This window comes from Candidatus Nebulibacter yamunensis, assembly GCF_024208055.1.
GTDB lineage: Bacteria > Pseudomonadota > Gammaproteobacteria > Francisellales > Francisellaceae > Caedibacter > Caedibacter lacustris.
Window position 1 is genome coordinate 25,540 of the sequence record NZ_JAMBMW010000008.1, and the last position, 15,839, is coordinate 41,378.

Annotated in this window: 16 protein-coding genes; 8 read left to right on the plus strand and 8 right to left on the minus strand. The window is 36.6% G+C overall.

What is annotated here, in order from left to right; all coding sequences use genetic code 11:
• Positions 1-5 precede the first annotated feature (5 nt).
• From M1V25_RS04920 to M1V25_RS04940, 5 genes are all read right to left on the minus strand, one after another.
• Positions 6-1,211, minus strand: a complete 1,206-nt coding sequence (locus tag M1V25_RS04920; protein ID WP_116964157.1) for an efflux RND transporter periplasmic adaptor subunit — start codon at positions 1,209-1,211, stop codon at positions 6-8.
• A 3-nt stretch (positions 1,212-1,214) separates the two neighbouring features.
• The gene (locus M1V25_RS04925) at positions 1,215-1,736 is read right to left on the minus strand and encodes a disulfide bond formation protein B (RefSeq protein ID WP_116964158.1); all 522 of its coding nucleotides are present in this window, start codon (positions 1,734-1,736) and stop codon (positions 1,215-1,217) included.
• A gap of 222 nt (positions 1,737-1,958) precedes the next feature.
• Entirely contained in the window at positions 1,959-2,669 is a 711-nt protein-coding gene (locus M1V25_RS04930; protein WP_498842602.1) for an HvfC family RiPP maturation protein, read from the minus strand.
• A complete protein-coding gene (locus M1V25_RS04935) occupies positions 2,669-3,511 on the minus strand; it encodes an HvfB family MNIO-type RiPP peptide maturase (RefSeq protein WP_498842603.1) in 843 nt (280 codons plus the stop codon). The genes M1V25_RS04930 and M1V25_RS04935 overlap by 1 nt, the downstream gene beginning before the upstream one ends.
• Positions 3,512-3,543: 32 nt before the next feature.
• A complete protein-coding gene (locus M1V25_RS04940) occupies positions 3,544-3,840 on the minus strand; it encodes a hypothetical protein (RefSeq protein WP_116964161.1) in 297 nt (98 codons plus the stop codon).
• Between the two features lie 186 nt (positions 3,841-4,026).
• Here M1V25_RS04940 and M1V25_RS04945 point away from each other — a divergent pair, with 186 nt between their 5' ends.
• The 5 genes from M1V25_RS04945 to thrC are packed head-to-tail and all read left to right on the plus strand — an operon-like array spanning position 4,027 to position 7,022.
• On the plus strand, positions 4,027-4,179 hold the full coding sequence (locus tag M1V25_RS04945) for a hypothetical protein (protein ID WP_498842604.1): 153 nt from the start codon (positions 4,027-4,029) through the stop codon (positions 4,177-4,179).
• Positions 4,180-4,206: 27 nt separating this feature from the next.
• A complete protein-coding gene (locus M1V25_RS04950) occupies positions 4,207-4,500 on the plus strand; it encodes a hypothetical protein (protein WP_498842605.1) in 294 nt (97 codons plus the stop codon).
• Positions 4,494-4,751, plus strand: coding sequence for a GNAT family protein (locus M1V25_RS04955; protein WP_498842606.1), 258 nt, complete (start codon positions 4,494-4,496; stop codon positions 4,749-4,751). Before M1V25_RS04950 ends, M1V25_RS04955 begins: the two co-directional genes overlap by 7 nt.
• On the plus strand, positions 4,744-5,742 hold the full coding sequence (locus tag M1V25_RS04960) for a homoserine kinase (protein ID WP_239986766.1): 999 nt from the start codon (positions 4,744-4,746) through the stop codon (positions 5,740-5,742). Before M1V25_RS04955 ends, M1V25_RS04960 begins: the two co-directional genes overlap by 8 nt.
• Complete coding sequence (gene thrC / locus M1V25_RS04965) at positions 5,739-7,022, plus strand: threonine synthase (protein ID WP_498842607.1); 1,284 nt, start codon at positions 5,739-5,741, stop codon at positions 7,020-7,022. Before M1V25_RS04960 ends, thrC begins: the two co-directional genes overlap by 4 nt.
• Positions 7,023-7,091: 69 nt before the next feature.
• Here the strand turns inward: thrC and ubiD are convergent, their stop codons facing one another.
• The gene (ubiD, locus tag M1V25_RS04970; protein WP_116964164.1) at positions 7,092-8,564 is read right to left on the minus strand and encodes a 4-hydroxy-3-polyprenylbenzoate decarboxylase; all 1,473 of its coding nucleotides are present in this window, start codon (positions 8,562-8,564) and stop codon (positions 7,092-7,094) included.
• Between the two features lie 199 nt (positions 8,565-8,763).
• Between ubiD and fur the strand changes: the two genes are divergently transcribed.
• The 3 genes from fur (at position 8,764) to pyrG (ending at position 11,356) form a co-directional block, all read left to right on the plus strand.
• Positions 8,764-9,198 carry a ferric iron uptake transcriptional regulator gene (gene fur / locus M1V25_RS04975; RefSeq protein ID WP_116964165.1) on the plus strand — a complete coding sequence of 145 codons (435 nt, stop codon included), beginning with the start codon at positions 8,764-8,766 and terminating at the stop codon, positions 9,196-9,198.
• 116 nt (positions 9,199-9,314) lie between these two features.
• The gene (locus tag M1V25_RS04980; RefSeq protein WP_116964166.1) at positions 9,315-9,608 is read left to right on the plus strand and encodes a VOC family protein; all 294 of its coding nucleotides are present in this window, start codon (positions 9,315-9,317) and stop codon (positions 9,606-9,608) included.
• Positions 9,609-9,703: 95 nt separating this feature from the next.
• Entirely contained in the window at positions 9,704-11,356 is a 1,653-nt protein-coding gene (gene pyrG, locus M1V25_RS04985) for a CTP synthase (protein ID WP_498842608.1), read from the plus strand.
• A 9-nt stretch (positions 11,357-11,365) separates the two neighbouring features.
• Here pyrG and M1V25_RS04990 read toward each other — a convergent pair whose 3' ends face one another.
• The gene (locus tag M1V25_RS04990) at positions 11,366-11,656 is read right to left on the minus strand and encodes a YciI family protein (protein ID WP_498842609.1); all 291 of its coding nucleotides are present in this window, start codon (positions 11,654-11,656) and stop codon (positions 11,366-11,368) included.
• A gap of 246 nt (positions 11,657-11,902) precedes the next feature.
• Positions 11,903-15,790, minus strand: a complete 3,888-nt coding sequence (gene purL / locus M1V25_RS04995) for a phosphoribosylformylglycinamidine synthase (protein WP_498842610.1) — start codon at positions 15,788-15,790, stop codon at positions 11,903-11,905.
• Between the last annotated feature and the right edge of the window lie 49 nt (positions 15,791-15,839).

A 15,839-nucleotide genomic window follows, 5' to 3' on the forward strand; every position in this document is an offset into this window, starting at 1 on the left:
TTTTCCTATGGATTGTTTTTAAAGTTATAGTCATTGTTGATGATGGCACTGCTACCGTTTTGTAATTTATTTTGACCAGAAGTTGCAACAATTTCATTTGCTTTTATGCCTTCTACAATAACTTCATTATTATTAGTCATAGTTGTTTTTACCGGAATTTGTTTGGCAGTGTATTGCTGTTTACCTGTTGAAATAATTTGAGCTTGACCGTCTTTAAATGCACTATATTCAGCTATAACAGGCTTACCATCTTTGTAATCAGATACAAGTACAAATACAGTTTCACCATAAAGGGCGTAGCTTACCGCGTTACGTGGAATGATAATAGTGTTATCAATTGGAGGCAAAATAACGCTAACGTCTAAGAACATACCAGGGTAAATCAAATATTGTTGATCTTTATTATCATAGGTGGCTTGGACATTGATTGCGCGATTATCACTAGTAATTTCTGAGTTAAGCGCTGTAATTTTTGCTTTAAATACTTTCCTTGGATAGGTATCGCTACTAAATTCGATTTCACCATCGACGTGTAAGTTGCTTAAGTAATTTTGAGTAACGGTAAAGTTAATGTAGATAGGTGAAATTTCGGTGAGTGTTGCAGCATTATTACCAGCACTGAAATATTGACCAAGACTGATTTGACGAAGACCAATTTTACCATCAAATGGGGCTTTAACAATGTGATAACCAATATTAGCTTGAATGGAGGCAACGTTTGCAAGATTTGCTTCATATTTTGCTTTAGACTCATCTGCTGTTTGTTGTGAAATAGCTTGTTGTTTAACAAGATCCAGGTCGCGCTCATAAGTAATTCTAGCAAGTTCCAGATCAGCTTGAGCTTGTTTTAATTGTGCTTGTAATTGTTGTGTATCCAACGTGAAAAGTACTTGTCCTTTTTTGACCATTTGTCCTGCTTCAAACGAAATAGAGGAAACTAAGCCTGAAGCTTGTGCAGTAACGTTAACATTTTGGATAGCTACGGCTTCGCCTATGGTTTTAACCGTTGGATACCAAGTTTGTGCTTTTGCTTGAGTGGCGGTCACTTCAGGTGGTTGCATTTTCCAAGTTGCCATTGCAGCTGCTTTTTTGCCGTTGACAAAGGCTGCAAAACCAAATATACCACCAAATACTACAACGAGTATGGCAATAACGATAATAAAAGCCGTAATGAACTTCTTTTTTGAAGCCTGTTGAACATGCTCAACCATGATTTATCCTTTTTTAGTGTTTTTAAGATGATGTGTAGAGTTATAAAACAAAAATTGCCAAAAATGTAGCGCAGAAAATATGATAAAGATCATAAAGCTATACGCTGCCATGCTTAAACCAAATAGTTGCCAGTCAATTTGCGAGCAATCTGGTCCACTGGTAAATAAAGCTTTTACAAAGTTCAAAAGCGGTAGGTTTTGGAATAAGCTATCAACACCGGCTTCACAGCTTCCAATATATTTGCTAGGATGCCATTGCATCCAAACTTGTTTAAGGGCAATAAGTGCACCAAGTAGCGAAATAATTCCAATTATAAAACTATAAATACGCACACCAGTGGTTTGTGGTCGATGCAGTAGTGCAATCAATGAAACAACGGTGAGCAGCAAAATTGCAAATTGTTGTAGTAAACACATTGGACAGGGTTTTAAGCCTGTGAATTCAAAGTATATAATGCCAAAGATGACTAATAAGCCTGTCATAAAGCTTTTAAAATAAAAATGGGGACTTCTAAATCCGTGCATGACGCTTCCTTAGTTTGCCATTGCTTTGTAAAAAAAGCGTAATTATAGACAAAAAAGTCATGAAGTCATTAGCTAAGCTAGTAGGATGTAAATAAGAATGAATGTAAAAAGTACCCTGTTGCGTCATTTCTAGCTTTACCTTAATATAAACGTAGAACGGTCGTTCATTCTAATGAGTGTTTGCAGAAAAATAAATAAAATCATTTTCTTCCTTATCGATTGTTATAAATGCGTTAAAATATTTTTGCGTAAAAAAGACTCGCATAATGCACGACCTGCTATGACAAAATCATCATTAAACGTAAGTAATAAGTTATCCGAAGTAATTTTAAGTGCGGTATCAATATTAAATCCAGACTCAAAAACCTCAACTAGGTGAGCACTTAGTAAATTTACCTCCATAAAACAAACTTTAAAATCATAATTACGGTAAACAATTAAAAATGTAGGGTTTAGAGGTGGATTAAGTGGTAAATAATTTCTGCATATTTGATGGACAGGGAATTGGTAAATTAAAACACGAGTACTAGTGTTACGAATAAGTGTATCTTTATTATCAATAATTTCTTTAGGTTGGTAATCGGGTGAAATTTCGACCTCAAGTTCAATCCACTCATAGTGCATAAGTTCGACTAGAAATGGAAAACTGAGTTTAGGTAGTCCATTTAGGTAGTCAACAAATTGTTTAGGGATATGGTAAAAATAAGGGCTCGTTGCACTGTGGTCTTTAATGAAACCTTTAACTAATTTATGCCATTGAGAAGAAGTTAAAATAGAAAAACTAACAGGAAAGGCGCGCTTAAGTATACTATTGATATTGTTGTATATAAGTTCTTGATAAATTTGCATACGATTATCATGAACATTGACAATTGATTTTAAGGTGGATTGATTACGGATATTATGAGCAAAGTCAGACATCGTATCAAACATTATTCAAATACCTTTGATTCACATCTGTTATGAATAGACTTAATCGTACTAAGTTCTTGTTGCAACGATAATAAGTTTGGAATATTAAAATCACGCTCAAGAAGTGTTGGGAAAAAGCCATGTGTTTGATAAGTGTACTGTAGTAGCTGCCACACAGAGCTATTTACATCTTCACCATGCGTATCGATAATTAAACTGTCTGTTTTTTGACAGTGACCAGCAATATGAATATAACAAATTTTATTGGTTGGTAGTTGGTCAATAAACGTATAAGGGTTATAGCCATGATTAATGCTATTGACATAAACATTGTTGACGTCTAAGAGTAGCTGACATCCAGATTCTTGAATAACGATATTTAAGAAATCAATTTCTTTAATGACTTGAGTAGGAGCAGCATAATATGAGATATTCTCTAATACAAGAGGTTGTTCGATTATATCTTGGACTTGTTTAATTTTCATAACAACGTGTTTGATTGTCTTGTCATGAAAAGGCAAAGGTAATAAGTCATATAGATAGCCTTGTGCATCGCTACAGAAGCTTAGATGCTCACTATATATCGAAATATTATATTCACGCATAAAGGCTTTAATTGACTTAATAAATTTGAAATTAAGTGGTGCAATACTACCAATAGAAAGATTAAGCCCATGCAATACAATAGGAAGCTTTTGCAGGTATTGGTTAAGTAAATGTTTACGCTTACCACCCATTCCAAGCCAGTTTTCAGGCGCAATTTCAATAAAATCAACAATATGGGTTTGTGCTAAAAGTGTGTTAAAAAACTCTTGCCTTAGTCCCAAGCCAATTGCTTTATGATGGATAGTAAGATTAGTCATTGTGTATATTTGTTCAACTCAGGTATGCGTTATTACATAGTTGAATCACTGTCACATGAGCCACTTTCACAATTTGCATCAGAGGTGTTATCAGATGAGTACATGCCACTACATTGACCTTCACCACACTTACCTGCCCCGCATTTTGCATCTTCAAGTTTAATATTATCGGCATTAGGGTTTTGATCGGCTTGCATACTGTTAGTTTGGGCATTGGCATAACCTGAATTCATGTCATTACTTTGGAAATTGGTATTGTTTGCAAAAGTGCTACTAGACATACCAAAAGCTAAAGCGGCTGTGATAAGGGCAGATTTTTTGGTGTTCATTTATTTATCTCCTTGTTTGGGTTGTTAGAAAATTCCTTTCCTTAACTACTTTGTGCAGTCATAATCTAAATTCTTGATGGGGGAGACCCCTGCAAATTACTGAATTATCGCACAAAATATTAAGATTTAACTGACAAAATCATAACTGAAAAACAAAAAAATGCACTATTTATATTACAGAATTTTATGATAAGTCAAAAACTAACAGAGATGTGGGCATATGATATAATCCCAACAGCGAAATGGATTGCTGTTAACGTCGATAGGTATACTATTTCAGATGAGACTGTATATTGCTTGAATCAAGTAAAGGTTGAGCAGATTGCGGGAGATTTATGAAAAAATTTAGCAAAGAAGAACGTTAAAATGATGAGACTAAAATTTGAGAAAGTAAATAGCGCTTATAAAGCTATGATTCTTAGTTGGCTTAGTGAAAAACACGTTCAAGAATTTTATTATGGAGATGGGCTTAAAAATACGCTAAACAACCTGGAGCTTTATTGTCAGGGGGTTAATGATAATGGGGGTTATACTTTCAACCAGTGGGTGGCATTTTGTAATGATAAACCGTTTGGTTTTTTAATTACCACTTTCATCAATGGACCATATGATCCAAACCATAATTATGATAAGTGGTATGTAGAAGGTAAAAAATGTTGACGTTAGATCTTCTTATTGGTGCAAAAGAATTTCTTGACCAAGGGTTAAGTTATAAAATGATCAAGGCGTTTATATTAGATCAGTTTTCAGAGGTTGATTATTTCATTATTAACCCAGAAAAAGCAAATACAAAAGCAATTTATGTTTATGAAAAACCCGGGTTTAAGAGCCTTGAGGAGTTTCTCCCCACTAACAACCCTAAGCCACATTTGATGATGCGCTTAGCAGTAAAGGATTTAAAAAATGGATAGACCGTTGCAACAAGAAGAAATGAAAATATCGGTGAATGACAATATAAAAAAAGGTTCTGCCTTTGCACCTGCAACAAGTGCTAACTTTGCTGTAGGTTTTGATTTAATGGGTTTTGCTATTTCAGGTGTGGGTGATATTGTGCATTTAACACGTAGAGATGATGATCAGCTTGTCATTAAAGATATTAAAGGTGTGCTTACGAAGAACGATCTAAGTTTAAATATAGATAAAAACGTCTGTGGCGCAGTAATTAAGAAATTTATAAACGACCATCATTTAAAAATAGGATTGGATATCACGATTGAAAAAGGCATTCCTATTGGATCAGGTATCGGAGGGTCTGCAGCCTCATCTGTAGCGGCAATCCTAGCGGTGAATGAATTTTTACAAGCGCCATTACCAAAGGAGCGTTTGATTGATTATGCTATTTATGGTGAGAGTTTAACCTCAGGGGGCGCTTATCATGGTGATAATGCCGTACCTGCAATGTTTGGAGGTTTAGTTTTACTACAAAACTCACAGCCATGCAAGTTTATTCAACTGCCAACGCTTGAGCTTTATGCCGCTGTTGTGGTGCCAAAGCTTCAAATAGAAACAAAAGAAGCACGTAAACTCATTGATGTGCCTTTTAATATAAAAGATTTTGTTGCCCAAAGTGCAAAAACAGCAGCTGTTATTAGTGCGCTTTATGAGAAAAATATAAAAAGGTTGACAGAAAATTTTATTGATATTTTAGTAGAGCCAAAGCGTAAACTCCTAATTAGAGGCTATGATCAGGCTAAGGATAAAGCTTTAGCGCTAGGTGCTTTAGGATTTGGGATTTCTGGCTCGGGACCTGCTGTATTTGCTTTGGCTTGTGAGCGACAAACATCTACATACATTGCATCGGAATTACAACAAATTTTTCAAAAAGAGGGCTTGGATAGTCAAGCTTATGTAAATCCACTTAACGTAGAGGGTGCAAGAATAATAACGCGAGAGGAAAGATGAATTTTATTAGTACACGAAATAAAAACACCTTTGTCACTTTATCTGAAGCATTACAAAATGGTTTAGCATGTGATGGTGGTTTGTATGTGCCAGAGGCTTTTCCAACTTTTGATTGGCAATCTTTAACAACAGATCTTCCTTATGCTAAATTTGCAGTTAAATTACTCGAACCTTTTTTTGCAGATGATCCGTTAAAGGATAAACTTGATCAAATCTGTAAAGAGAGTTTTAACTTTGATTTACCCTGTCTAAGACTAGATCAATATAATGCAATGTTAGAGTTGTTTCACGGACCAACACTTTCATTTAAAGATTTTGGTGCGCGATTTTTGTCAAATTGTTTAATACATATTGAAACAGACAAAAGCTTTACCATTATGGTTGCAACTTCAGGCGACACAGGATCAGCTGTTGCTTCGGCATTTTATCAAAAACCAAAGATAAAAGTGATAGTACTTTTTCCAAAAGGTAAAATATCGCTTCGTCAACAACAACAGATTACTTGTTGGCAGGATAATGTGTGTGCAGTTTCAGTAAAAGGTACATTTGATGATTGCCAGACTTTGGTTAAAGCCGCTTTTGCAGATAGTTGGTGGCAACAAAATACCTACTTAAATACCTCAAATAGTATTAATATCGGTAGGCTTTTACCTCAAACAACATATTATGCTTATGTTGCTTGGCAGTACTATTTAGAGTATGGCAAAAAAGCAAATTTTATTGTGCCATCCGGTAATATCGGTAATGTTTGTGCATGTTTTTGGGCAAAAAAAATGGGGTTACCTATTAATGAAATTATTATAAGTCAAAATGAAAACAATGTAATTGGGCAATTTTTGACTCATGGAATACTACCCAATAAACATAGCATTCAAACATTTGCTAATGCGATGGACGTTGGCAAGCCAAGTAATTTTGAACGTTTGTATGCGTTATATAATAGCGTCGAGGATTTCCGGAAAAACGTTAAAGCATTTAAGGCAACTGATCAGGATATTGTTAATATGATTAAAGCAATTGAATCAAAATACCATATGTTGATTTGTCCACATACAGCAACTGCATTTTTTGCACGCGCATATTTACCAAAAAATCAGGATTTTATCATGGTGGCAACTGCACATCCTGCTAAGTTTGAGCAAGTTTTAGAGCCAATTATTAACAAGGAAGTTCCAGCTCCGAAAGCTTTACAAGAGCTGTTAAACCGCAAACCTCACAACGAGGAAATTATGCCTAAACTTGAAGATTTAACTCATTTATATCAAATGTACTTTAAGTAGATTTAAACCTCTTAATTCCTGTACACTGTTGAATATTTCCAGCGATTATTGGCTATTAAGGTGTAGAGTTTAAATTTCTAATTCAGGCCACAACATATCTACTTTATCGATAATATCTTGACGCATGGTGATAACTTCTCCCCATTCACGGGTTGTTTCGCCAGGTAATTTATTGGTTGCATCTAACCCCATTTTAGAACCTAAGCTTGATACTGGCGAGGCAAAATCTAAGTAGTCGATTGGTGTGTTATCAATAAGTGTTGTGTCTCGAATCGGATCCATACGAGTCGTAATCGCCCAGATAACGTCTTGCCAAGAGCGTATATTAATATCTTCATCGACAACAATAACAAATTTGGTATACATGAACTGACGTAAGAATGACCATACTCCCATTATTATACGTTTGGCGTGTCCTGGATACTGCTTTTTAATACTTACTACTGCCAAGCGATAAGAGCAACCTTCTGGTGGTAGATAGAAGTCGACAATTTCAGGAAACTGTTTTTGGATAATAGGGACAAATATTTCATTAAAAGCAACACCTAAAACGGCAGGCTCATCCGGTGGGCGACCAGTATAGGTACTATGATAAATCGGATTTTTGCGATGCGTTATTTTTTCAACTGTAAAAACAGGAAAGGTTTCAACTTCATTATAATAGCCTGTGTGATCACCATATGGACCTTCTTTTGCAGTTTCATTTGGATAGATATAACCTTCCAAAATAATTTCAGCATAGGCTGGTATCATGATGTCATCACCGTGTAGTAAAGATGGTGTGAGCTCTGTTTTACTACCGCGCAAAAGACCTGCAAAGGCATATTCAGAAAGTGTATCAGGAACTGGAGTTACAGCAGCTAAAGTTGTAGCAGGATCTGCGCCTAATGCAACACAAACGGGGAAAGGTTGATCAGGATAAGTTTTACACCATGCTTGATAATCAAGTGCACCACCTCGATGATGAAGCCAACGCATGATAAGTTTATTTTTACCAATCACTTGTTGGCGATAGATACCTAAGTTTAAACGCTCTTTCCTTATACTATTAGTAATAGTAAGTCCCCAAGTAATAAGTGGTGCAGCATCTTTTGGCCAACAGGTTTGAATTGGCATTTGATAAAAATTAATATTATCTTGCTCAATAATTACTTCACGGCAAGGTCCATTTTTTATGACTTTAGGTGACATCTTTAATACCTGCTTGAGAATTGGCATTTTTTCCCAAGCGTCTTTTAATCCTTTAGGTGGTTCTGGTTCCTTAAGATAGGCTAAAAGCTTACCAATTTCACGCAATTTGTTGACATCGTCTGTACCAAGAGCAAGGGCAATACGCTTTTCTGTGCCAAATAAATTTGTCAATACAGGCATGTCATAACCTTTTGGATTTTCAAATAAGAGTGCGGGACCTTTTTGGCGTAAGACGCGGGAAGAAATTTCAGTCATTTCAAGGAATGGTGAGACTTCTTTGTAAATACGTTTGAGTTCATTGCGCTCTTCAAGATAATCTAAAAAATTTCGTAAGTCTTTGTAATGAAGCATGTTAAGCCTAAAGATATATCTATAAAGGCGTATAGTAGCGGCTTTGAATGTAAAATCAAGGATAAGCAATAAGAGGGAATAAAAATTTGCAATTAGTGTAGATAACATAAAAATTCATCGGTAATTATGTACAATGACTTCATTTATCAAAGTGATGTGGTTAGAATACCCCAATTTATAGCTTAATATCGTTAAGTTTATGTCATTAGGAAAAGAAGATCTTAAACAAGCAGGATTAAAGATAACGCAACAAAGGCTGAAAATATTAAGAATTTTTGAAAGTTCACAGCAGCGCCATTTATCAGCTGATGATGTGTATAAAATTCTACAACAGAACAGTGAAGACGTTGGTATTGCTACTGTCTATCGTGTATTGGCTCAGTTTGAGTCAGCAGGAATTTTGCAACGTCTTAACCTTGGTCGTGAACAAGCGGTTTACGAGCTAGAATCAGATGATCATCACGATCATATGATTTGCGTGAAATGTCATAAAGTAGAAGAGTTTATTGATTATGTCATTGAATCAAGACAAAATAAAGCAGTCGAAGAGCTAGGTGGTAGGCTTATTGAGCATAGTTCAGTGCTTTATATTGAATGTAAAGATTGTATAGCAGCAGATCAATCAAAAAAGTAATAAAAAACTCATTAATGAAGTATATTTACCTAATTCAAATCATTTGCGGCTTTTATGCTAAAAGAATTGTGATGGGTTACACTTAAGCATGGTAACAGAACATACAGGGCAGAGCTATGAACAAGATAGATCATGTGGCAATCGTGGTGGAAGATTTGGATACAACGGTTCAGTGGTATTTGGCACATTTTAAGGCAAAACTTATTTATCAAGACAAGACGTGGGCAATGCTTGAGTTTGCAAATATTAAGCTTGCTTTCGTGATATCCAATGAGCATCCAGCACATATTGCCTTTATTTCTAAGGATGCTAAACGATATGGAAAATTAAAACGTCATCGTGATGATACTTACTCATGTTATATAAAAGATCCCTCTGGTAATGTTGTTGAGATTGTAAAATCAGAATAACTTTATAGTGAGATAAAACAAAATTTGCTAGCACAAGAAGATGCTTTTTGTTATGCTTTGCCAACATTAACAATGTTTAATGTCGTAGCTTTTTTATGTCTATCCATATTGAAAATAATCATACCAAATTTGTATTTGTAACAGGTGGCGTTGTTTCCTCTTTAGGAAAGGGAATTACTGCTGCTTCTTTAGCTACTTTACTGGAGTGTAGGGGTTTACACGTCACTTTAATGAAACTTGATCCATATATAAACATTGATCCTGGTACCATGAGTCCGTTACAGCATGGTGAGGTATTTGTTACCGAAGATGGTGCTGAGACTGATTTAGATTTAGGACACTATGAGCGCTTTATTCGCACAAAAATGACTAAGCGCAATAATTTTACGACGGGACGTGTTTACCAAGATGTGATTAAAAAAGAGCGTCGTGGTGATTATCTTGGTGGTACGATTCAAGTGATTCCTCATATTACGGATGAGATTAAGCTTAAAGTGCTACAGGCAGTTGATGATAAAACAGACGTTGCGATTGTTGAGATTGGAGGTACTGTTGGTGATATCGAATCTTTGCCATTCTTAGAAGCAATTCGTCAGCTTGCACAACAATTAGGTAAAGCACGAAGCCTATTTTTACATTTAACGCTCTTGCCTTATATTAAAGCGGCAGGTGAGCTTAAAACAAAACCGACCCAGCATTCGGTTAAAGAGCTAAGAAGCATTGGTATTCAACCTGATATTTTAGTCTGTCGTTGTGAAAAAAGTTTTGATGTTGATGAACGGCGCAAAATTGCTTTGTTTACTAATGTGTCAGAATCTGCTGTATTTAGTGCAGAAGATGTGTCGAGTATTTATGAGATTCCACGTCGCTATCATGACCAAGGTTTAGACATTTGCGTGGTGAGTCAACTTGGATTACATGTACGTTCAGCTGATTTATCTGAATGGGATAAAGTAGTATACGAAATCAAAAACCCAAAATATGAAGTAACGATTGCAATAGTTGGTAAGTATGTAACTCTAACTGAAGCCTATAAATCTTTAAATGAAGCGTTATTCCATGCTGGTATTCATAATCATGCTAAGGTAGATATTAAATTCATTGATGCAGAAGAGATTGACAACTCAAATGTCAAAGAAACTATTGGCGATGTTGATGGTATTTTGGTGCCAGGTGGTTTTGGTGCGCGAGGTATAGAAGGAAAAATTAAAGCGGTTCAATATGCAAGAGAAAACAATATTCCATTTTTGGGGATTTGCCTAGGGATGCAAGTTGCTGTTATTGAGTTTGCACGCAATATGCTTGGACTAAAAGATGCCAATAGTACTGAGTTTAAACCAGAGACCACTGATATTTTGATTGGTCTTATTACCGAATGGGAAAACGCACAAGGTGCAAAAGAAAAGCGTAGCCAAAATTCTGACTTGGGGGGCACAATGCGTTTAGGTGCACAACTTAGCCATTTAAAAGAAGGGACTCTTGTACGTAAGATTTATAACAAAGAAAGTATACTAGAGCGTCATCGCCATCGTTACGAAGTTAATAACCACTATGTTGGAGCTTTAGAACAAGCGGGGTTAGTGGTAAGTGGTAAGTCACAGGACCATAAGCTTGTTGAGGTAATTGAAATTCCATCACATCAGTGGTTTATTGCTTGCCAGTTTCATCCTGAATTTACATCAACGCCACGTGATGGTCATCCTTTATTTGAAGGCTTTGTTAAAGCATGTTTAAAAAATAAAATATAAGGTAACAGGTTAAATAAAAACCTGATAAGCTGTAGCATACTTAACTGGATCAAAGCTGTGATAGCTATAGCTAGCAACGTTTTCGATTACAAATGGATCTTGTTTTATGAGTTGTTTAATTTCATTTAAGTCCCCACTTGCTAAAATAACCCCTCCATTTTTGTCACTGTTTGGACCAGATGCGATAAATAGACCTGCCTCATAACCTCGATCCAGAAATTTACGATGTTTTGGACGTATTTCATCAATAATATGGGTAGGTTGAGTGTAAGTAATTATAATAATATGAGTTTGTTTCATTTTGCTTGTGGGTTTATCGTCAAGGTTATATATTGTTGAGAATATACCTTAAGAAGCTGAAAAACCATGGATTTTCTCAGAATTCAATCGTGCGAAAATGAATGGATTTTATGGTAGTGTTTTTCAATAGATAGCATTACAGCGTTATCCGGTTTCTCAAGCCTATTTGTCCCTTGAGTTACCATATCGTTTAAATTGCATACATTTCTAGTTGCTAATGACTGTTAGGAATACGCTTCTAGTTTTTTAATTAACCCACTTGCGTGCATTCATAAACAAGCGCATCCATGGGGAGTATTCAAGGTCTTTATTGCGCCAATCAGCAGGATACCATGACATTTGGACGAGCCTAAATGCACGTTCAGGATGTGGCATCATAATCGTGACACGCCCATCTTGTGAGGTAAAACCTGTAAAACCACCTGCAGAACCATTGGGATTTAATGGATAATATTCAGTGGGATTGCTGTGGCTATCAATAAAACGTAAGGTTGTTTGTTTATTGACTATCAACGAATTTAAATCATTTTGATGTTGATATTGAGTCCGTCCTTCTCCATGTGAGATGACGATTGGCATTTTTAAGCCTTGCATTTCTTGAAATATAATAGAAGGTGTTTCCAATACTTCAACCATCGAAAGCCGTGCTTCAAACTGCTCAGATAGGTTTCTAACAAACCTTGGCCAATGCTCGGCACCAGGGATAATATCTTTTAACTGCGATAGCATTTGACAGCCATTACACATCCCAACTGTGAATGTGTCGCTTCGATTAAAGAAATGTACAAACTGATCGTAGAGTTTATTATCAAATAGAATTGACTTTGCCCAACCACCACCAGCGCCTAATACATCTCCATAAGAAAAACCACCACAAGTAGCTAAGCCTTTGAATTTATTAAGGTCAAGTCGATTGTACTGTAAATCACTCATATGGACATCAATTGCATCAAAACCACTCAAAGTGAAAGCAGCAGCCATTTCATTGTGGCTGTTTATGCCTTGTTCGCGCAAAATCGCAATTTTAGGTTTGATATTTAAATTTAAATAAGGTGCAGCAATATTTTCTTTATGGCTAAAAGGTACTTGGGCAAATAGTCCATGATCGGTTAGACCCTTAATGAGTGTGTGTTCTTGATCGGCACATTGAGCATTGTCACGCATACGCTGAATTTGGTATGAAGTTTGTGACCACAGTGCTTGTAGTTCTGCTCTTGTAGCGCAGAAAATTTCGTCAATATCGTTGTAGATAATAAATTTCGCATCCTCAACTGAAGCATTTGGTTTACCAATTCGATGTGCTTTTAATTGGAAGCTTGTTAAAAGCTGCATAACGATATCGTGATCAATGTTGCGCGTTTGAATAACTGCACCAAGTTCTTCATTGAATAAAGCCGCATGTACATCCTCGCCCAAAGCTTCAATATCAATATCAAGTCCACACTTAGCAGCAAACATCATTTCGCAGAGGGTCACAAATAACCCACCATCAGAACGATCGTGATAAGCAAGAATTTTATCGTCTTTAACAAGCTTATGAATAGCAGCAAAGAAGTTTTGCAAGTGTTTAGGTTCAATGTCAGGTGTTTGTTGTCCAAGTTCGTTGTAAACTTGTGCAAATGCGGAGCCACCTAAGCGATTTTTACCAATACCTAAGTCGATAAAAATTAAATCAGATTCAAAGGCTAAGCGCAATTGTGGTGTTAATGTGCGGCGAATATCTTGTACGGGCGCAAAGGCTGTTGCAATTAATGATACAGGAGAGACCACTATTTTATCACCCTCTTCATCCTGCCACTTGGTTTGCATCGAAAGTGAATCTTTACCAACAGGAATAGTTAAGTCTAGCTGTGGACAAAATTCCATGCCGATGGTTTTAACCATCTCATATAACCTAGCATCTTCACCTTTATGTCCACATGCTGCCATCCAATTTGCAGAAAGCTTAACGTCAGAGAGATGATAGATGTATGCTGCTGCAATGTTTGTAATTGCTTCACCAATTGTCATTCTGGCAGCGGCAGCTGGGTTCATCATCGCAAGTATGGGGCGCTCTCCCATTGCCATAGCCTCACCGTGATAATCAGTAAAACTGGCAGCTGTAACAGCAACATCAGCAACAGGTACCTGCCAAGGTCCCACCATTTGATCGCGCTGAGTCATGCCACCAACAGTTCTATCGCCTATAGTGATTAAGAATTTCTTACTACCAACAGCAGGTAGGCGTAAAATGCGTTTAACTGCTTCATGCAAATTAATGCTAGAATAATCCCAGTTTGTTTTGTAATTTGGAGTTGAGCACACATTTTTAAGAGTTTTAGGTGGTTTACCTAATAAAACAGACAGTGGCATATGGATGGGGTCAACAGCAGAAGCGCTGTCTTTTAAAATTAAGGTTTGTTCTTCTGTTGCTTCACCAACGATGGTATAAGGACAGCGTTCACGTTTAGCAATTTTGTCAAATAAGCTTAAATCTTTCCTTTCAATGGATAATACATATCGCTCTTGTGATTCATTGCACCATATTTCAAGTGGAGATAAGCCCTTTTCAGCAACAGTAATTTTATCTAACTCAAACACTGCACCTCGTGCGCAATCTGCAACCAACTCAGGTAAAGCATTAGAAAGTCCACCAGCACCAACATCATGAATACTGATAATAGGATTATCTATACCCATTGACCAGCAGCTATCAATAACTTCTTGCACGCGACGTTCCATCTCAGCATTATCACGCTGCACAGAAGCAAAGTCTAATGCCTCATTCGAATGACCTGCATTAACAGAGGAGGCAGCTCCTCCCCCTAAACCAATCAGCATTCCAGGTCCTCCTAAGACAATGATTTTAGCACCAACTGGAATTTTGCGTTTTTCGATATGTTCCTCTTTGATGTTACCATAGCCGCCTGCGATCATGATTGGCTTGTGATAACCCCACACATCTCCATTAAAGGATTGCTCAAAGGTGCGAAAATAACCACATAGATTAGGGCGCCCAAATTCGTTATTAAATGCAGCTCCACCTAATGGTGCTTCTATCATAATATCTAATGCTGAAGAAATATGTTTAGGTTTGCCGTAAGATTTTTCCCACGGTTGAATATCGTTTGGTAACAGAAGATTGGACACGGTGTAACCGGTTAAACCAGCTTTGGGTTTAGCACCACGACCTGTTGCACCTTCGTCACGTATTTCACCTCCTGCACCTGTTGCTGCTCCTGGATAAGGTGCAATTGCCGTTGGGTGATTGTGAGTTTCAACTTTTATCTGAATATGGATAGGCTCTCGCTTAAAGTGATATAAACCATTTTGATCTTTTTGCAGACGTTCAGCTGCGTACCCGGCAATTACTGCGGCATTATCATGATAAGCGGATAAAATATTTTCTTTGTGGTGATCATAAGTATTTTTTATCATCGAAAATAAACCATTTGGTTTTGCTTGACCATCGATGATCCAATCTGCTTTAAAGATCTTATGTCGACAATGCTCAGAGTTAGCTTGAGCAAACATCATAAGCTCAACATCGGTTGGATTACGACCCAAATTTTCAAAGGCATGAGCTAAATAATTTATCTCGTCTTCCGAGAGTGCTAAACCAAGTCTATTATTAGTGTCATTTAATGCATTTTTACCGTGTTCTAGAAGAGGGATGATTTTGAGTATCCCTTGACCATGTGTGTTAGCAAATGGATTAATAGTATTGATGTCAAAACTAAAACTTTGCGTCATCCGATCATGTAATACAGAAGCCATTTTGTTTAAGTTTTCTTTACTTAATATAACATTGGTTTGAAGGTAATATACAGTTCCACGTTCGACTCGTTTAAGATCAGTAAAGCCACAGTTATGGAGTATATCTGTTGCTTTGGATGACCAGGGGGAAATTGTTCCTATGCGTGGAAGGACGATCAATGAAGTCCCAGATTTATCGTTAAGCTTACCTTTATCACCATAGTCTAAAAGTGCTTCAAGTTTCTTTTGCTGTGTATCACTTAAAGTATTGGCATAATCAATAAAATGAAGATATTCAGCTTGAATATTGGTGATATTAGGTTCAATCGATTGTAATTTCTTAAGCAGTTTTTGTTGGTCAAAAGAGGATAAGGCATCGTTACCAAACATTTGTAACATCTTTGTACTCGTGGATGAAAGCTTAGCATGTCCTTATTTTGATAGATTT